Consider the following 19,289-nt stretch of genomic DNA (forward strand, 5'->3'; position numbering starts at 1 on the left):
ATATAGATAGTCTCTTGACAGGACTATTGCATAGAAATCATGATACAGAAATCTCTCCAAGGGTTTAGCCATACCACGATTAACACTACCACTACTGTCGTATCCAGATGTAAGATTGAGGTATCTTTCACGTCTAGCAGGATGATGGATTTATCATTTATCACTAGTGGATTCTCATGTCAGGCGAGGACATGGGAGAGAGGAAACAAACTAAAAAGGGAGTCCACATTATGTGGACTCCCTTTTTAGTTTGTTCTAGTTAATGAAGGAGGGGAGATGATTATGGATTTACAATCACTCGCTTCGTTACTATACTGTTATTGGTTGTTAGCATCACTAAGTAGATGCCCGACGCATAGTCTTCTACATTGACCACCAAGCCCTGTGCGCTGATGTTTTCTTGAAGGAAATATTGTGCGCCAGATACGTTTGTGATGCGTACAGATAGCTCACTGCCACTATAGTTAGACAAATCAATGTTTAACTGATGACTGGTAGGGTTAGGATACAGCGCGATCTCCGTTAGCTGTAGTTCGTTGCTAGGAGTACTTGTAATCACCTCATCTACTTCATCCACATCAGTGACAGTGATGGTCACGTTTTGGTTTGCGGTATTCAGCCCATCACTTGCAATCACATTGATGACATAGTCATTGTCTTCATCCGTATCCGCAGGGCTCTCAAAGTCAGGAGAAGTCTTGAAAGTGACTACCCCTGAAGTTGAAATTATATTAAATATGGATTCGTCATTACCTGAGCCGAGGCTATAGGTAATCGTGTTTGCATCAGTAGCAGTCACGGTGTAGGCTGTACCTGTTTCGTTCTCAATGAAACTGGCTGTAGTTGCAGAGGTGAATACAGGATTGGTATCATCCACATCAGTGACAGTGATGGTCACGTTTTGGTTTGCTGTGTTCGTACCATCACTCGCAATTACATTGATGAGATAAGCATTGTCCTCATCTATATCCGCAGGGCTCTCAAAGTCAGGAGCAGCCTTGAAGGTTACAACTCCCGTGCTACCTACTATATCGAATAGTGCTTCGTCATTGCCAGAACCGAGGCTATAGGTAATCGTGTTTGCATCAGTAGCAGTCACGGTGTAGGCTGTACCTGTTTCATTCTCTATGAAACTAGCTGTAGTTGCAGAAGTGAATACAGGATCGGTATCATCGACATCAGTGACAGTGATGGTCACGTTTTGGTTTATGGTATTCACTCCATCACTTGCAATCACGTTGATGACATAGGCATTATCCTCATCCGCATCCGCAGGGTTCTCAAAGTCAGGAGCAGTCTTGAAAGTGACTACCCCTGAAGTTGAAATTATATTAAATATGGATTCGTCATTACCTGAGCCGAGGCTATAGGTAATCGTGTTCGCATCAGTAGCAGTCACCGTGTAAGCTGTACCTGTTTCATTCTCTGCAAAGTTGACAGCAGTAACTGAAGTGAATACAGGATCGGTATCATCCACATCAGTGACAGTGATGGTCACGTTCTGGTTTACGGTATTCACTCCATCACTCGCAATCACATTGATGACATAGGCATTGTCCTCATCCTCATCCGCAGGGTTCTCAAAGTTAGGAGCAGTCTTAAAGGTTACAACTCCCGTGCTACCTACTATATCGAATAGTGCTTCGTCATTGCCAGAACCGAGGCTATAGGTAATCGTGTTTGCATCAGTAGCAATCACGGTGTAGGCTGTACCTGTTTCGTTCTCTATGAAACTGTCTGTAGTTGCAGAGGTGAATACAGGATCGGTATCATCCACATCAGTGACAGTGATGGTCACGTTTTGGTTTGCGGTATTCACTCCATCACTCGCAATCACGTTGATGACATAGTCATTGTCTTCATCCGTATCCGCAGGGCTTTCAAAGTCAGGAGCAGCCTTGAAGGTTACAACTCCCGTGCTACCCACTATATCGAAGAGTGCTTCGTCATTATCACTACCTAGACTATAAGTCAATGTATTTGCATCAGTGGCAGTCACGGTGTAGGCTGTACCTGTTTCGTTCTCTATGAAACTGGCTGTAGTTGCAGAGGTGAATACAGGATCGGTATCATCCACATCAGTGACAGTGATGGTCACGTTCTGGTTTGCGGTATTCACTCCATCACTCGCAATCACGTTGATGACATAGTCATTGTCCTCATCCGTATCCGCAGGGCTCTCAAAGTTAGGAGCAGTCTTAAAGGTTACAACTCCCGTGCTACCTACTATATCGAATAGTGCTTCGTCATTGCCAGAACCGAGGCTATAGGTAATCGTGTTTGTATCAGTGGCAGTCACGGTGTAAGCGGTACCTGTTTCATTCTCTATGAAACTGGCTGTAGTTGCAGAGGTGAATACAGGATCGGTATCATCCACATCAGTGACAGTAATGGTCACGTTTTGGTTTACGGTATTCACTCCATCACTCGCAATCACGTTGATGACATAGTCATTGTCCTCATCCGTATCCGCTGGGCTCTCAAAGTCAGGAGCAGTCTTGAAAGTGACTACCCCTGAAGTTGAAATTATATTAAATATGGATTCGTCATTACCTGAGCCAAGGCTATAGGTAACCGTGTTTGCATCAGTAGCAGTCACGGTGTAAGCTGTACCTGTTTCATTCTCTGCAAAGTTGACAGCAGTAACTGAAGTGAATACAGGATCGGTATCATCCACATCAGTGACAGTGATGGTCACGTTCTGGTTTACGGTATTCACTCCATCACTCGCAATCACATTGATGACATAGGCATTGTCCTCATCCTCATCCGCAGGGTTCTCAAAGTCAGGAGCAGTCTTGAAGGTTACAACTCCCGTGCTACCTACTATATCGAATAGTGCTTCGTCATTACCACTACCTAGACTATAAGTCAATGTATTTGCATCAGTGGCAGTCACGGTGTAAGCTGTACCTGTTTCATTCTCTGCAAAGTTGACAGCAGTAGCTGAAGTGAATTCAGGATCGGTATCATCCACATCAGTGACAGTGATGGTTACGTTTTGGTTTGCGGCATTCACTCCATCACTCGCAATCACGTTGATGAGATAAGCATTGTCCTCATCTGCATCCGCAGGGTTCTCAAAATCAGGAGCAGCCTTGAAGGTTACAACTCCCGTGCTACCTACTATATCGAATAGTGCTTCGTCATTGCCAGAACCGAGACTATAGGTAATCGTGTTTGCATCAGTAGCAGTCACGGTGTAGGCTGTACCTGTTTCGTTCTCTATGAAACTGGCTGTAGTTGTAGAGGTGAAGACAGGGTCGATGTTGTCGAGGTATTCATAAGCTCCCATATCAATGATATCTGTACTAGGTATGCCATCATAGAGACGTGCGTTTCCTGCTATGTCCACATCATTGGCTAAGTCCCCACCAGCGTCGGTGTATAAGGTATTGCTTCCTGAGTTTACGGCTATACTGGTGCTTTTAAGACTATAGTCCCCGTTGGCAGGATCAGTAAAGATGTCCGTATCAGTCAAGTCAGTAGCGTCTAGGTTACCATTAGAGGTATCGCTAGTTCCTTTGATTAGGCTGTTCTGAGCTGTGTAATCTCCAGTGACCACATCCCAAATGATACAGTTGTTTAGCGTGAGAGAGGAGTTTTGAGATACACAACTAGGCACTTCCTCACTGCTAACAGAAGCCTCATTGCCTACAATAGAAACATTGGTAAGCGTAGGTTCTGATTCATCTACATTGTACATTCCGCTACCATTTTCACTCGCATTGTTGCTTTGAATGGAGACATTCAAAAGTGTAGGAGAAGAACTCTCTTGGTTTGTTATTCCCCCGCCATCTTTGGCTTGGTTGTTTTTTAGAATAACCAATTGAAGAGCTGGTGAAGACATGTAACTAAACATCCCTCCACCAGATTCTGTACAGCTGTTGTTGTGTAGTGTTACATGCTTATAAGTGGGCGAAGAGACCGAGTTGTAGACTCCTGCACCAGAGCATTTGAATATCTGCTTACCATTGACATAAATGTCAGAGTAATCATTGGCATATCCATCCGTGATGCTAAACCCATCTAGGCTAGCGGTACCTACATCTCCGGCACTCACGAGTACGTTGTAGGTGTTGTCGGTCGCATCATCTGCAGTCCCAATATCACCACTCAATATCGTCCCTGCTGTTTCGTCAGAGGAGGGGAGGATACGTGTGTCAGTTAAGTCTTCAATTCCGTTTGCTGGATCAAAACCGCCATACAACTGGATATTTTTGACCATAGAGAAGCTATTGTTACGCCCTTGGTCAGTACCGAAGTTGGCACCATCCTCAGGACTGTACAGGGGCTTATAAGTACCTTTGGCCACATATATTTTTAATGGGGTAGTAGCCCAAGCATCATCGTAGTTGTCTTTGGCCCATACGAGCGCATCGGCCAATTCAGGAACGGCATTGATCCACGAACTACCTCTTTCATCACCACCACTTGCATTTTTGTTGACGTACAGAATATTGCCCGTACCGATAGTCCTACCTTTAGCGACTTTTAGTACAAAAGACTGTGTGGCTGTTCCTCCCTTACCGTCACTAGCAGTAAGTGTTACATTGTGATCTCCTATTTGATCTGTTGCATCTCCTGCAAGTACTGTTTTGTTACTAATCTGTCTAATTTTCTTATTCATCAAATCAGACACATACAAATGGCCATTCTGACCTACAGCTACTGTAACTGGGGTATTGAAACTTGCATTAACTCCATTCTCATCCGTACTGCCCGGGTTTCCTGAGCCTGCCAAGGTCGTTACATCACCATCGGTGCTGATCTTGCGTATTTTATGGTTTTTGGTGTCAGCCACATATAGATTGCCCGAACCGTCTACAGCAATTCCTACTGGCTCATTGAAGCTTGCACTGGTTCCATTGTCATCTGTATTGCCTGCAGTTCCTGATCCTGCTAGTGTTGTCACGTCTCCATCAGGAGTTATCTTACGCACCGCATGACCATAAATACTTGTAACATATAGGTTGCCAGCAGCGTCTATGGTCAATCCACGGGGACTTATGAAACTAGCATTCAGTCCATTGCCATCAACACTTTCATTGACTCCAGAGCCTGCGAAGGTCGTTACCTCTCCGCCGGGGGTGATCTTACGTATTTTTAGCCCCCCATCATCAGCTACATAAACATTGCCTGTAGCATCTACAGCTAATGCAGCTGGATAATTGAAACTAGCACTCACTCCACTACCGTCAATACTCGCCACATTTCCTGATCCTGCTAATGTAGTTACGTCTCCACTAGGGCTTATTTTTCTGATTTTGAAATTATAAGTGTCTGCTACATATACGTTACCTATGGCATCTATGGCTAGCCCCTTTGGAAGATTAAACGTAGCGTTTACACCATTGCCATCGGTATCTCCAGCAACTGCTGAGCCTGCTAGTGTGGTGACATCACCGCTGGGGCTTATTTTTCTTATTGTATTGGCATCAGTGACGTAAATATTCCCTGATGCATCTATCGCCATTCCAGAAGGGTTATTAAAACTGGCGCTAGTGCCGTGACCATCTTCGCTTCCTGAACTACCTGAACCTGTAAAGGTGGTGACCTCAGCATCAATATTGGTTAAGGCTAACCAACTGGGTTTAGTTGTCGCAGTTACTGTTACCCTATCACGGTCAGAGTCAGAAGTAAGGGCAGTGTATGAATATGCTACATTGTCATTTGTTTCAATAACAGGTATAGAGGTGAATACTGGTGCTTGATTTTGGGCATAGGATACTGAGACCATCGACAGGATGGCGAGCATCAAGAGAAAACGACGTAGGTTATCAAAGAACTTAATTTTACACAGGGTGGAGTGTTTGTACATTGTGACCATTGAAATTTGCTGTTTGTTTAACTGTGCAGCAAGCTATCGCAATGGCTAGGTCAACGACAAAAAAGGAGGGGGTGGTTTTTCCCACCCGTTCGGGTAATTATCTTATTATGAGAGGGTTAAATTTGAGTCGTTGTTGAGGGGGCATCAGCGGGATGCATGAGTTTGTTTCCGGCTTCTTTGCGGTTGTTTACATTCAGTTTTTCGAAGATGTGCCTGATGTGGTACTTGACTGTATTTTGACTGATGAAGTGTTTGTCTGCGATTTCTTTGTTGGTGCACCCGTCTGCTATATCCTGGAGAACTTCTACCTCTTTGAGCGTGAACCGGTAGCGCTTGATGAGTTCTAAGGTTTGCGCTTCCTTTTCATTGGGCTTGTCATGTAGCTTGTTGAGCTGATTGGTATAGTCCACGATCGTTTGTCTCATCTCTTGGTTTTTCAAGGCTATCTTTTTGGATTGAAACATAATGGCGTAGGTGAAAATCGCCATTTCGAATACAGACCCGACCTTGTACCACATAAATGATATATTCATAAAGTCTAAGCCGAAGTAGGGACTCAGATAGTATCCATGCGCTACAAAGAGCGGTATGCCATACGCCACGGAAAACCAGCCAGACTCTATGGTTTTCGTTTTCCTCCAAAGCAAAAAGCCTGATAGCCAGAATGTGTCTAATGCCAACAGAATAGCCAAGTCGGTGGAGACATAGAGGGAGAAAGCCCCATGTGTCAGGAGTACGCCAATATTGAGCAACTGTGACAGGACGACAAAAGCAATGCCGATTCGATACAATCGGGGATAGTGTCGGTTGATACTGAGGTAGCTCTCAATACAAAAGACACAAGTGATCGCCAAAATACTGTTGAGGGTAGGTTCGATGTATTCATTGAGACCTATAGAACCAAACAGAAGCGCAAAAATGCCGTCTTTGTACACAGAATTGATGGACATACCGATGGGCATGAATAGGTATTGAATATAACCCTTGTTTCCGAAGATAATGAAGGAGATGAGATTGATAAAGACCACACAAATGACCACTCCGTAATAGACCCCCATGCTTAGGAATTCATATTGTTCGGATCTATGATAGCGCATTGATGGCTCTATTTGTAGCGGGATTCTGGCTTCCAATCGACAGTTGACCCTCAGGTAGTAAGTGGTTGCGCTAGGAGAAGGGGCGATCGAGAAGCTCCTATAGCGTGTGTCAGCTAAGGGCAGAATCTCGTCTTTCCCCTGATAGAGTGATGCTCTAGTGATATGAGATTCGGGAATGGTGACTATATGAGATTCCGTTGATGCGGGAATTTCTATCCTAAACCAGTAAATGCCATTGGCAGTTCCTTCATAGACAGGCTCTGTATAATCTATCCACTGGTCTTCATGTAGTTGTTTGATCTCATGCAGAGAAGCGTCCTTCTTGAGGTACTGTATCGTATGCGGGTTTGCAAATAATTGGGTAGACAGGAGGATTAAAAACAGCACTAAATGCGATGATTTTAATGGCATTATTTGTAGGGTTAATTATGTCTCGCAAGTATAGTTTCTAAGTAGTAGGAATGAAACACCAAGACTCAAAAATGTCATGGAAAAGAGAGGTTGTTATTGTGAAATAGTAAGGGATTCTGGTTGGTTCGATGCGAAGGGTATTTGTACTTACGACTAGAGGATTCATCATATCAACCTTGGTGCTATGATTACGCTTACTGGTTACTCCAAGACGCTACTGATTTTCCTTGTTTTATGACTAGCGAGTATATCGAGACCTGGAAATAATAAAGGCGGCCCCAGAGGAGTCGCCTTTGCATGTGCGGTAGCACACGCGCCTTAGTTCACCTTCACTACTTTTCTCACTGCTCGTTCTTGCCCTTGGCTAATTTCCATCAAATAGGTGCCATTCTCCAGATCTCCGATATTCAGTTTTTGATGGCTCACGGTCGCTTCTTTTACGAGTTTCCCGTCCAAGGAGAACATTTTCACTGCACTGTGCTCTGCTCCAGTGATCACCAATTCGCTGATCGCAGGATTTGGATACACACTTATTTTTGAGTCGAAAGTGGAAACGGCAGTTATGAGCTGTACTTCAAACGTTATGCTTTCAGATGCTGCGTTGTGATTGATGTCTCCTGCCTGTGTCACAGTGAGCGTCACGGTACCATGAGTGCCATGGAGGCTAATGGTCGTTCCAGTGATGGTCGCAGGGCCAGAGATGTCATAGGTGAGCGTCAAGCCAGAGGTCACAGATGCCACCACGTCAAAGTCTACATCCGTTGGCGCCTTGTCATCAATCTGATCTATACTGATAACCTGGTCTACCTTGTTGATTGTCAAGGTACCATCCTGTAGCGAAATGTCGTAATTATCTGAAGCACCACCTGAAAGCGTGATAGGGTAAGTTCCCGCATCACTGGTGTTGTTTGTTGTTGTGATAATGGTTGGTTCAGATAATAAATCATTTCCGCTTTCGCCATTTACTAACCCCGCGTAAGTAAATGTTAATGAAGGAATGGCATCACCATAAGTGATGGACAGGTCATCTGCTGTGACGCTCAATGGAGCTTTGTCTACCACAAAACTCTGCTGTGCTACTGCTGCGAGGAAATCGGTATCTCCAGCTTGAGTCGCTTCGACTACTACCGTGCCAGTGCCTGTAATCGATAGTGTACTTCCGTTTAGCACCGCAGGGCCTGATATTACATGGAAATCGATCGATAATCCAGAGGATGCGGTGGCAGTCATGGTTTGATCAAGTGCCCCGTAGGTCAAATCAGGAATGTCAGTAAACACAATGGTCTGAGCTTTCTTTTCTACTACATCGAAACGAATCGCGTCTGAAACCGCATGGTAGTTGCTATTCCCTGTTTGGCTTACCGTCACTTCTACAGTGCCTAACGATCTATCTAAAGTAACTACATTTCCCGATAGGGTGGCAGGACCTGTCACGGCATAGTCCAAGGCTAATCCAGTGTCTACCGATGCATTGATCGTTATGGGTGAAGCACCTATCGACTGGTTGGTAACATTCTCGATGTTAAGTATTTGCTCAGCTTTGTCTACAGTGATTGTAATGGTTTCCTGTAGGGGCGCATAGGTGTCATCTCCGTTGTTGGAAACGGATATCGTGGCGATGCCTGCACCGTCTACGGAAACTGTTGCTGAATTTGAGTCAGATGTGACAATACTCAGATTTCCGCTAGTTACTGAGAAGGTTACAGGTAGTCCACTATCGACCGATGCAACGATGTTGAAATTTGAATCGCCAAACACTTTGTCCGCTATACCAGTAAAGGTTACGTTCTGTTGCTCTTTTTCAGAAACAGTGACGGTTGCAGTACTCGTATTGTTATTGCCATTGGCGTCTGTTACAGTCAAGGTTACGGTGTTTTGCCCAAGATCATTGATGTCAAAAGTGGTTACATCCAGACTAAGTATTAGGTTAGATACAGCTGTGCAATTATCACTGGATCCATTGTCAATATCCGCAGGAGTAATAGATGCATTTCCACTTCCATCTAATACGACTGTAATATTTTGTGTATTAACTGTTGGTTTTGTTATATCCACTACCGTCACATCGGCTGTTTCTGTGGTGGTGTTTCCACTGAGATCGGTAATTGAAAGGGCTACTTGACTGGTCGTACCGATGTCCGTACAATCGAAGGATGTCACATCAAGACTCATGACTAGATCATTAACTGTAGTGCAATCGTCCGTTGACCCATTGTCTATGTCTGATGGACTGATAGTAGCTGCACCATTGGCGTCCAATTCTACTGTGATGTCCTGAGTCACTACGGTCGGAGCATTTCCGGAGATGGTTACGGTCACGTTCTCTGTTGCCGTGTTTCCATTTTCATCCATCACCGAAAAAGTCACTATGTTTTCTCCAACGTCAGTACAGTCAAAGGCAGTTTGGCTTAAGCCAAAAGTTAGCGTAGCGCTACAATTGTCGGATGAAGACGTATTGATAGAAGCAGGATCAACGGTGATATTACCAGTGGCATCAAGTGCAACGGATAGGTTTTGGGAAGCGACCGTAGGAGCGGTAGTGTCTACGACTGTCACCGTCGCTGTGGCTGTGGACTGATTGCCACTGCCATCCTCAGCTGTGAGGATCACGGTATTCGCTCCCAGGTCAGCACAGGTAAAGGTGCTGTTGCTAAGGTTCAGGGTCAATGTAGAGCAATTGTCTGATGATCCATTGTCAATGTCGGCAGCAGCTATGCTCGCATCGCCGTTTGCGTCCAGCGCGATGGTGATGTCCTGAGTCAAGGCGTCTGGATCGGTATTGTCCGCTATCGTGATACTCACCTCGGTGCTCATTTCTAGTTGGCAGCCGGGTGTATGCTCAGAGAGCCAATCCGTGGATGGATCCATGTTGGTCAGTGATGCGTGGATTGCCGTAGCGGAAGCATCGGTGGCTGTGGTGCCAGCAGTTTCGTCAAATGGGAAATAGCCAACAAGGTTAGACTCTGACCCAGTGATGCCGTTGACCATGTTACTTTGAATGGTCGCTTGATCCAAGGCGGTGTTCCAGAAGGTCAATTGATCAATCGCTCCCTCAAAAAAGAATGTTGAGTACGACCCAATGATGAGATCCGCAGTGGTCGCCAAAGTTGCTCCCGATACATTCATTGTACTATTCTCCAGTACACCGTCTACATAGATCGCCCAGAATCCGGTGGATATATTTATCGTACCTGTCACATAGTGCCATTCATTGTCATTGACGGCAGTGGTGGAGAAGTTGGATGTCTTATAGGCATTGCCATCACCTGCTGTGATGGCTACCGCACCTGATGTATGCAAGTACATCAAGAGCCCGTTCGTACCGTCGTATTTTTGGGCAATGGCCTGAGTGGTCGATGCAGATGTTTTGATCCATGCGGACACGGTCAGTTCTTGCGAAATCCCTCTGTTATCGTTTCCTGCGTTGACTTGATCATCTACTCCATCAAAGTCAAGATAGTCTCTTGTAAGCCCCTCTGATTCGGCCAAAACATTGAAGGTCGTGGATGTGCTCGTCGATCCAGTGGAGAAATCCAGTGCGCTCCCTGTCCCAGCTATTGGGCCGTCCAGTACGCTATCGTCGCTGCTGTTTCGGAGATAGTAGTTTACCCCCACGACTGAGCTAGCCACGGAGACGGTAGTGCCAGAAGCGCCTGATGGGCAAAGCTCCGTCTCAGATATGGTGACCGCTTCGTCCTCGATGACGGTCGTCACGGTGACAGTTGCGTTGGCGGTGGATACATTGCCTTCTTCGTCCGTCACGGTGAGTGTCACGGTGTTGGTGCCGATATCATCGCAGGTAAACTCCGTTTTGTCCAATGCCATCATTAGGTTGCCTGCTGCGGTACAATTGTCCGACGATCCATGGTCTATATCTGCCACACTCAAGGCCGCACTACCTGTGCTCCCTAGCAACAAGGTGAACGCTTGCGCAATGGCAGTAGGAGGTGTATTGTCTCCAATTGTTACCTCAGTGACCATTTGGTATTCGCACGCTTTAGCCGCACAGGATGGGCTTATGACATCAATCCAGTCCGCATCGTCCATGCCTGACAATGTCCCGTCTATAGCTGATGGGGATTGATCGGTCAATGTCGTACCAGACCCGTCTTCGAAGATGAAGTGCCCGACAATGCCCGTTTCCGTACCGGTCAGGCAGGAGGTGAAGTGTGAAAGAATGTCTGCTGCTCCCAGTTCCATATTCCAAACTGTGACTTGATCAAGACTACCAGGGAAATAGATGGCCGATTGTGCCCCAATGTAGAAATTGGCAGGGGAGGCCAGGGTGGCACCAGTAGAATTGGTCACTCCGTTTTCTTGGATTCCGTCGATGTATATCCTCCAGTTTCCCGTGGCTAAGTTGGCAGTACCGACTACATAGTGCCATTCATCGTCATTGATCGTTGTTGTAGAACTCCCTGAATTTTTGGCGCCAGACCCATCTCTTCCATAAAGAATGGCTGTTCCATTTGCATTCATCTGTAAGTAAAATCCGTTTGTGCCATCATACTTGGCCACCATGATTTTAACCACGCTTGCTGTGGTTTTTACCCACGCGGCGATGCTGACTTCAGTGGTGATGCCTCTGTTGTCTGTGCCGGCATATACGTAATCGTTTACCCCATCAAACGCCAAAGCGGTCTGGGTCGGCGTTCTTACTTTTTCTGTGAGTACATTGAATGTAGTCGTTTCACTCAAGTTTCCGGTGGCGAAATCAATGGCACTGCCTGTACCCGCATAGGGACCATCTACTATGGCGTTGGATTCGCTGTTTCTCAGGGTATAGTTGAAGCCCACAACCGAACTGCCTGTGGATATGGTGGATCCTGCGGTACCATCAGGACAGAAATTGGCGTTTGCAGCAGTGATCGATTCATCTGTCACATCGGAGGTCACGGTCACGGTGACCTCTGTCGTGCTGATGTTTCCGCTGGCATCCTCTACGCTAAGCGTTACGAGGTTGTCTCCTGTGTCCTCACATCTAAAGATGGATTTGGAAAGCGATTTGATTAAATCTCCATTGTTGTCGCAGTTGTCCGTAGAGCCGTTTTCGACCATGTCAGCGGTGATCATGCCTAAGCCTGTGTTGGCGTCTACAGGTACGGTGATGTTTTGACCAGCGGCTATAGGTGCCAGGTTGTCCTCCACTGTCACGGGGACAGAGAGTACGCCGATTGGGTTTCCGTTGTATTCGGCGGTCAGGTTTACATTGTTGACCCCTAAGTCTGAGCAAGTAAAGGCCGTTTGGTCGAGACTGAGGCTGGATAGCGCATGGCCACAGGACGTGACAGAGCTCACGTCTACATCGCCAACAGATAGACTCCCATTGCCTGATGCATCCAAGTCTACTGTGATGTTTTCATTGATATTAAAAACCGGAAAATCTGTGCTAGGACATCCGCTGATATAGCTAAGATCATCTACGGAAATGTTTCCATTGGAATAGGGTCCGTTGGTCACGAGGATAGCGATATATTGATACGTTCCAGTATAGCTTCCGAAATTTACTGTTCGCGCAACTGTACCGCTTGTATTGATCGTTCCACTTGATATCTCTGTAAATGAACCGCCATCCCCAGGGCTGGCCATCACGCCGACTTGGTAATGACCCAAACCGGAAATATCAAATGACAATACCCCGCTGGCGTTGTACACGCGAGGCAATACGGCGAGAGATCCGATGTGTCTAGGAAGCATCCGTAAAACACCATTGCTAACGCCAGTGAAATTTTCTGCAATATTGTTTCTAGCGGTGAAAGTCCAGCAGCTCACTGGATTGTTGAAATCTTCGGTTATGTTTTGAACGGCCAGATGACATTGGGCCATTCCGTTGAATGCGGTTAGGGTGATGAACCCTGCGATGATTGTTGGTAAAAGGTATCTCATGACAAGTTTGTTTTTGTTTAAGGCTGATCAAACAAAAAGCATATTGACAGGAGTAAATTTTCAATTGACTGTTCGGGTCTACCTATTGAAAATTCGTTGGACTATTTCTATTATTCGTTTTGGGTCGAATTCGATTTGTCGAATGTCTAGCATCGAATCTTGTGCCCACAGGATTTCATTGCAAACCTTTAGGGCTCATTCCCTTGACGTTTAACTTGCTTAGATCGACTCCAATGAGGAGAGTAGCGCGTCTTTCTTTCGTACAGCTACGGGTAGGGTACTGCCATCTTTCATATGTACTACGCCACCATCTTTTTTCTCGTATCGGTCAAAATGCATGAGGTTGATCAAGTGCGACTGATGCGCTCGAAAGAAGTACTTGCTTTCAAAGAGAGCGTCGTATTCTTTCAACGTTTTCGAAACGATGATTTTCCGACCATCTGAAATGAAAAACCATGTGTAGTTTGCTTGAGACTCGCACCGAATGATATCCTTGATGGCTATCAGGTAGATGGTTTCCGCATCTTTGAGAACGATCTTTTTATCGGGCAATGTGCTGTCTTGATTTTGAAACAGGTTGGTGAGTTTTAGATTTTCTTCCTGGGTATCCATGGCTTGCTTGGCACGGGCAATCGCGTTTGAAAGCAACTCCGGGTCAACAGGCTTGAGGAGATAGTCAATGGCGCTAAATTTAATGGCCTTGATTGCATAGGCATCATGTCCAGTGATGAAGATCACCTTGAAGTCAAGTTGTCCATAGATCGCGAGTAGGTCAAACCCCGTACCGTCTTCCATTTCTACATCCAAAAGTAGGAGGTCAGGTTTGTTCGCCTTGAGGCAGGCAATCCCTGCCTGCACTCCGTCTGCTTCACCGACTACTTCTGCCTCTGGAGCATACATTGATAATAAGGTCTTTAGATTGTCTCTGACGACATCATTGTCATCCACCAGAACTACGCGCATAATTGTTTCTTCACTAGCTTATTCAAATGTAACTGAAAGGAACCTTCAATTCTACTCTCGTACCCTCAATTTCTCCTTGGTCATTTTTGATGTCGCCCAGTACCAATTGGATTTTGGTTTTCAGGGTTTTGTTGAAGAGGGTCATTCGCTCCTGAATGATGGTAGAAGCCAGTGAATTATGTCCTGAATGGGTCTTCTTGATGAGTCCTTTTCCGTTGTCCGTGATTTCTATCGCAATGTGCTCGTCATATTTTTTGAACCTAAGGTCGATCTGTCCTCCATTCTTTTTGTCTGCTATGCCGTGCTCGATGGCATTTTCGACAAAGGGCTGTACGAACATCGGAGGGATGGTGTCGGTCTCAGGATCTACTGCCTTATCAATCTCAATACTGTATGCAAAGGCATCGTTTAGGCGCATTTTGTGTATGTCGAGATAGTTGGTGATCAGCTCGACTTCAGAGGCCAGTGGTATGAACTCTTGTCTCGAACTCTCCAAAATCTCTCGCATGAGTTTGGAGAACTTGGTGAGGTACATTGCGGCTGTTGGTCCATCATTTTTCAACATGAAATTCTGAATGGCCATCAGTGCATTGAAGATGAAATGAGGATTGAGTTGGGAGCGAAGGAAGCGTTGTTCTAGCTCGGTTTGTGCGCGTTCCTTCTTGAGTGACCGCTCTCGGTATACAAAGTAGGCAATGACGATCACCAGGATGAAAACGACCAATCCAATAAGGATTGCAAGGTTTTTTTGTTTCAATTCCAGCGCTTGAATAGCCGCCTGCTGAGAGAGCGTGGCTATTTCTGCTTCTTTTTTTTCTGTTTCGTATTTGATCGCCATATCCTCGATCGCCTTTACTTTTTCGGAATTGAGTAGACTGTCCTTATAGCTGTGATACCGCTTGAAATCCTCCAGTGCTGCTATAGCATTGTTTCGGTGCTGATGAATCATCGATAGGGTGTAGTAGAGGCTGGCCAGTTGCTCTTTTTCTCCTAGTTGCTGCGCTAGGTTGAGGGCTTTGGAGATCAATATTTCAGATTCATGGTATCGCCCCATCATGTTTAGAAACTCGATTTCCGATACGGATTGGAGGAGCACCTCATTTTTGACATCCTTGGAGAGATAGTATGATTTGACCTCTCTGATTACGGCCAGTGCTTCAGACAATTTGCCTTGTTTGGCAAGGGCTTTGGCCTGCACAGACATGCCTTTGTGTACCCCAAAACTCGAGCCTAGTCTTTGGGCCGAGCGGATCACCGTGTCGGCATAGACCATTCCCAAAGAATCATTTCCTTGCTTGATCCGAAGCTCAGCAATCTGAAAAGCACTCTGCATGATGACAGGCTCTATGCTATGCTTCTGCGCCATGTCGTAGGCCTTCATGGCGCTTTCTAGCGTCTTGTCATCATTTTTGAGATGCGCGTACACACCTGATATGTTGAGATGAGAGATCGCAATGCCTTCCGTATTGGCTCTGGCTTCTTCAGCCTTTAGCCCTTTGATTTGAGCCTCTAGTGCCAAATCAAAATCACCCAACCGGAGGTAGCAATTCCCCATATTGTTATAAATGTTGGCTTCTCCTTTGAGATCTCCTTGATTCAGTGTCAAATTTTTATCATACATTTCAAGTGCTTGCTTATCATCTCCGCTTTTTGAGTAGTAGACGGCCATCATGTTGTTGCCAGCGATGATGCCTGACCTGATGCCTTTTGCTTGAGCGAACTGCAACATTTCCTCAGCTGCTGCCTTTACCGAGTCGGGAGTTTGGTAGAGCGACTTTTTCCATCGTCCACGGATTTCCTCCATTGTCAATGAATCTTGAGAGGAGGTGATAGGTTCCAGTTGTGCGCTTTGTTTTTTGGAACAAGACAAGGAGAATATGGCTAGGGTGAATAGGGTAAAAAGGGCTTTGCTCATTGTATGCAGAATTTTGTAGTATCAGAGGCAGTGAGGCAAGACGTGCTGCCTCTTGCTGGGTCTGAGATTCATTACATCTTGTCAGTTGACAGGATTCAATCGGTTGATAAACCTATGTGGAGGTCAAGCAATCTTCCATTTGCATGGGGAATGCGACGATCACTTGATCGGGAAATACTCCCTGTCAGTGTTTGCTGAAAAAGCAAAGAGCTAGAATAGTTCATAGGTAATAATTGGTTGAAGCAACGATGCTACGGGTGACGTCCTAAGCTTTGATTAAGTCAGAAAGATAGCCCAATCGAGTTAAAGGACAAAGGCTTATTTATCCATCTTGGATAAGTAAGGGGTATTGTAGGCAGAGTGTTCACTTGGGTAAGCTACAACCTGAGTTCGGTTTTAAATTTCATTAAAACCTTTTCTGTAATGCTACAATCCTACTTTGTCTTCAAGTCAGACAAGCCATGCTTACCGGCAGGTAAACGCTTCTTTTTTCATTGCCAAAAAAGGAAGCAAAAGGGCCAGAAAGTCATAAACTCGCTATCGCTCAAACAGTATAATTTTCAAAACATTGAATAAAGCAGACAACAGATGATTTGTAGTGATTATGAATCGAACTCAGATCTACAGCTTTTTGGGTCGAGCGTCTTTTGGCTTGCGTATGCTCACGAGTCAGGCGGGCTACTACTGGGTTTAGACAAACTATAAGGTTTGCTTAGATCTTGTAACTCTTGTTTCTCCAAATCAGAAAGCCTGTGACGGGTAGGCTGGCGATGATCAGGCAGGCGAGGAAGGCGAGGATCTTGGTGGGTAGGCCGCCTATGCTACCGACGTGTATGTCGTAGTTCATGTTGCTGTAGTGTTCGCCGTTGGTGAGGTCTTCTCTGGTGTCTGTTTGGAGTAGGCCTCCAGTTTGGCCGTCGTAGTAGTGTACCACGCGGTGGTAGTAGACATCTTTAGACATGTAGGCTCTTACGACATAGGAGAATTCTGGTTTTCGGGGTAGTTTGACTACATAGGAGTCTGCGTTGGGCGTTTTGAGGAGGGATGCTTGGAAGGCAATATCGATCGGTTGCATGTCGGAGTTGGGGATCACCTCGGCGGTTGTGGGAAACGGACGCTTGATGGTTTGGCCACCGTTGGCGATCCATCGGAGGCTGTCACTCACGAAGTGAAAGGAGTAAAAGAGCCCAGAGATGGATATGATCAAGGCCAATGCGATGATGTAGAAGCCCAAGACGACATGGAGGTCAAAGTTTTTTCTTTTCCATCCGAATTCAGGTTTCCAGAGGAAGGTCAATCGTTTTTTGCGTACTGTTTTGTTGTTGGGCCACCAGAGTATGAGACCCGAGACGATAAGCAGTACAAAGCCCAGTACGCCCCACGCCACGATCGTACCTCCAAGGCTGTAGTTGAGCAGCAGGGTCATGTGTAGCCACATGATCACGTTGAAAAACGCCCATTTGGTATTTTCTACTTGCAGCACCTCGCCCGTGTAGGGGTTGAGGAAGACGGTTTTGTAGGTTTCCATGTAGCTGTTGTAAAACAGCGCGTCAGGGTTGAGCTTGCGAAAGGTGAAGGCGATGGAGGATTTGGGGTCGTTGGTTATGAAAAAGCGCAGCAGAGAAGCGTCCTTTTCTTCGATGGCTTCTTGCGCTAGGGCTTGCAGTTCGCTAGCAGGCATGTAGGCTACCCCTGGCTCTCCAGGTATTCGGTGTTTGTCCGCATCCACCCATTCGGTGATCTCACCCGAAAAAACATAGATCGCTCCTGTGACTCCTTCGATGAAGACGACAAGACCTGTGAGTAGACCGATCCAGAGGTGGAGTTGGAGGATGAGTTTTTTGAGTGGTTTTTTCATGCGTAGGAGTACTGACAGTTTATGAACCAAACAAATCACACAGCTCGTGATGAGCCGTGTGATTACAATCAGTGGTTTGGAATAGGTTGTTTTAAATCTGGTTGCTTAGAAGTTTCTAAACAGCGCATTGACAAATACATTGCTACCGTCAAGTTTAGCTCCTTTTGTGAATCCATCTGCCCCACCGCCTCTGTTGATTTCGTAGATGTTGGCGTCTCCTCCGGTCACACTTACAGGGATGTAGAATTTACCGTCAGTGACACAATCCAAAGAGAAGATATTGACAAAAGATGCTTTTGGTAAGTTCAACTCCGTCACCGACTTGGTTTCCAAGTTGATTTCTACTAATGTACCAGTGTTTTGAGAAAGGTCACCCCATTCAGCCAAATCACCTACGCGAGTAACGTTAGCATACGCTATGCCATCGCCAGCATACCAAGCATTCCAGATGGCGATAGGCTCATCGAACTCGGCAGAGATATCTAGTACATAGTCGTCATAGTCTCCATCTTTGATTCTCACGAATACGGATGGCTTGTCAGCTACTTCATCATGGCCATACCACAGCGAACCAGTGATGTTGTATTGGTAGATGTCACCATTTTCTGTTACGAATGATCCGTTGGTACGGTAACCTGCGGTCATGCCCGCAGATGCAGTCGATACGAGTATCTCAGGATTGGTTAAAGAAGGGTAGTCGTACTTTACGGTAACCAATGAATCTGCCAACTGTCCCCAAGTCGCTGCATCTCCATATAGTGACCCGAAATACATTGAACCTCCTTGCACAACGGCGTTCACCCATAGGTTGCTTTTATCGTTGATAGTGGGCATCTCGAGGTATCCTTTGCTGGTAGCAGAGAAAGTCTCTAAGTCTATGATAGCATATGGAACTGAGCCTTCATCATTTGGGTTGGTTGACAGGAATAGTTCACTATCATTGATCGATTGAATATAGCGGAAGAACCCCCCAGCAGTCAAAGCTGAGTTGGAAATTTCATCTACCAAAACTGGACCAGTGGCCGTCAGTTCATATTTTTCAGTCAGACCTTCTGTGTTGTTAAGGATATACATGTATCCATCCACGCTCACTGATAGGTTGGCCCAGCCTTCGGATCCACTCCCAACTATCGATATGGTGCCAGTCATGAGGTCGTCGGTAGTGGTGTAGTAGCCTTCGCCATCTACATCCGCTCCTACGGTATATTTGGTGTTTTCTGGTCCTTTTACTTCATCTACTCCATCGTCACAAGAGACGAATGTAAATCCGGCAGCTAAGAGGGTACCTATGAAGAACAGCTTTACAAGTTTGTTTTTATACATAATTAT

Annotated in this window: 7 protein-coding genes; all 7 read right to left on the minus strand. The window is 45.8% G+C overall.

Annotation, left to right across the window (positions count from 1 at the left end; all coding sequences use genetic code 11):
- Positions 1-280: 280 nt before the first annotated feature.
- Positions 281-5,821: a T9SS type A sorting domain-containing protein gene (locus BGP76_RS04915; RefSeq protein WP_158584058.1), complete on the minus strand. Its 5,541-nt coding sequence runs from the start codon at positions 5,819-5,821 to the stop codon at positions 281-283.
- Positions 5,822-5,946: 125 nt separating this feature from the next.
- Positions 5,947-7,338, minus strand: coding sequence for a LuxR C-terminal-related transcriptional regulator (locus BGP76_RS04920; protein ID WP_119843820.1), 1,392 nt, complete (start codon positions 7,336-7,338; stop codon positions 5,947-5,949).
- 318 nt (positions 7,339-7,656) lie between these two features.
- Positions 7,657-13,224, minus strand: coding sequence for a LamG-like jellyroll fold domain-containing protein (locus BGP76_RS04925; protein ID WP_119843821.1), 5,568 nt, complete (start codon positions 13,222-13,224; stop codon positions 7,657-7,659).
- A 219-nt stretch (positions 13,225-13,443) separates the two neighbouring features.
- Positions 13,444-14,187, minus strand: a complete 744-nt coding sequence (locus BGP76_RS04930) for a LytTR family DNA-binding domain-containing protein (protein ID WP_099598292.1) — start codon at positions 14,185-14,187, stop codon at positions 13,444-13,446.
- 22 nt (positions 14,188-14,209) lie between these two features.
- Positions 14,210-16,102 carry a histidine kinase gene (locus BGP76_RS04935; RefSeq protein WP_119843822.1) on the minus strand — a complete coding sequence of 631 codons (1,893 nt, stop codon included), beginning with the start codon at positions 16,100-16,102 and terminating at the stop codon, positions 14,210-14,212.
- 712 nt (positions 16,103-16,814) lie between these two features.
- On the minus strand, positions 16,815-17,960 hold the full coding sequence (locus tag BGP76_RS04940; protein ID WP_119843823.1) for a PepSY domain-containing protein: 1,146 nt from the start codon (positions 17,958-17,960) through the stop codon (positions 16,815-16,817).
- Between the two features lie 105 nt (positions 17,961-18,065).
- Complete coding sequence (locus tag BGP76_RS04945) at positions 18,066-19,283, minus strand: hypothetical protein (protein ID WP_119843824.1); 1,218 nt, start codon at positions 19,281-19,283, stop codon at positions 18,066-18,068.
- Between the last annotated feature and the right edge of the window lie 6 nt (positions 19,284-19,289).

It is taken from the genome of Reichenbachiella sp. MSK19-1 (assembly GCF_003590315.1).
Taxonomy (GTDB): Bacteria; Bacteroidota; Bacteroidia; order Cytophagales; family Cyclobacteriaceae; genus Reichenbachiella; species Reichenbachiella agariperforans.

What these genes read in the sequence shown, in the direction of transcription:
- BGP76_RS04920 (WP_119843820.1), bottom strand. Translation starts at nt 7,338, where the DNA reads ATGCCATTAAAATCATCGCATTTAGTGCTGTTTTTAATCCTCCTGTCT.
- BGP76_RS04935 (WP_119843822.1), bottom strand. Translation starts at nt 16,102, where the DNA reads ATGAGCAAAGCCCTTTTTACCCTATTCACCCTAGCCATATTCTCCTTG.
- BGP76_RS04945 (WP_119843824.1), bottom strand. Translation starts at nt 19,283, where the DNA reads ATGTATAAAAACAAACTTGTAAAGCTGTTCTTCATAGGTACCCTCTTA.
- BGP76_RS04915 (WP_158584058.1), bottom strand. Translation starts at nt 5,821, where the DNA reads ATGTACAAACACTCCACCCTGTGTAAAATTAAGTTCTTTGATAACCTA.
- BGP76_RS04930 (WP_099598292.1), bottom strand. Translation starts at nt 14,187, where the DNA reads ATGCGCGTAGTTCTGGTGGATGACAATGATGTCGTCAGAGACAATCTA.
- BGP76_RS04940 (WP_119843823.1), bottom strand. Translation starts at nt 17,960, where the DNA reads ATGAAAAAACCACTCAAAAAACTCATCCTCCAACTCCACCTCTGGATC.
- BGP76_RS04925 (WP_119843821.1), bottom strand. Translation starts at nt 13,224, where the DNA reads ATGAGATACCTTTTACCAACAATCATCGCAGGGTTCATCACCCTAACC.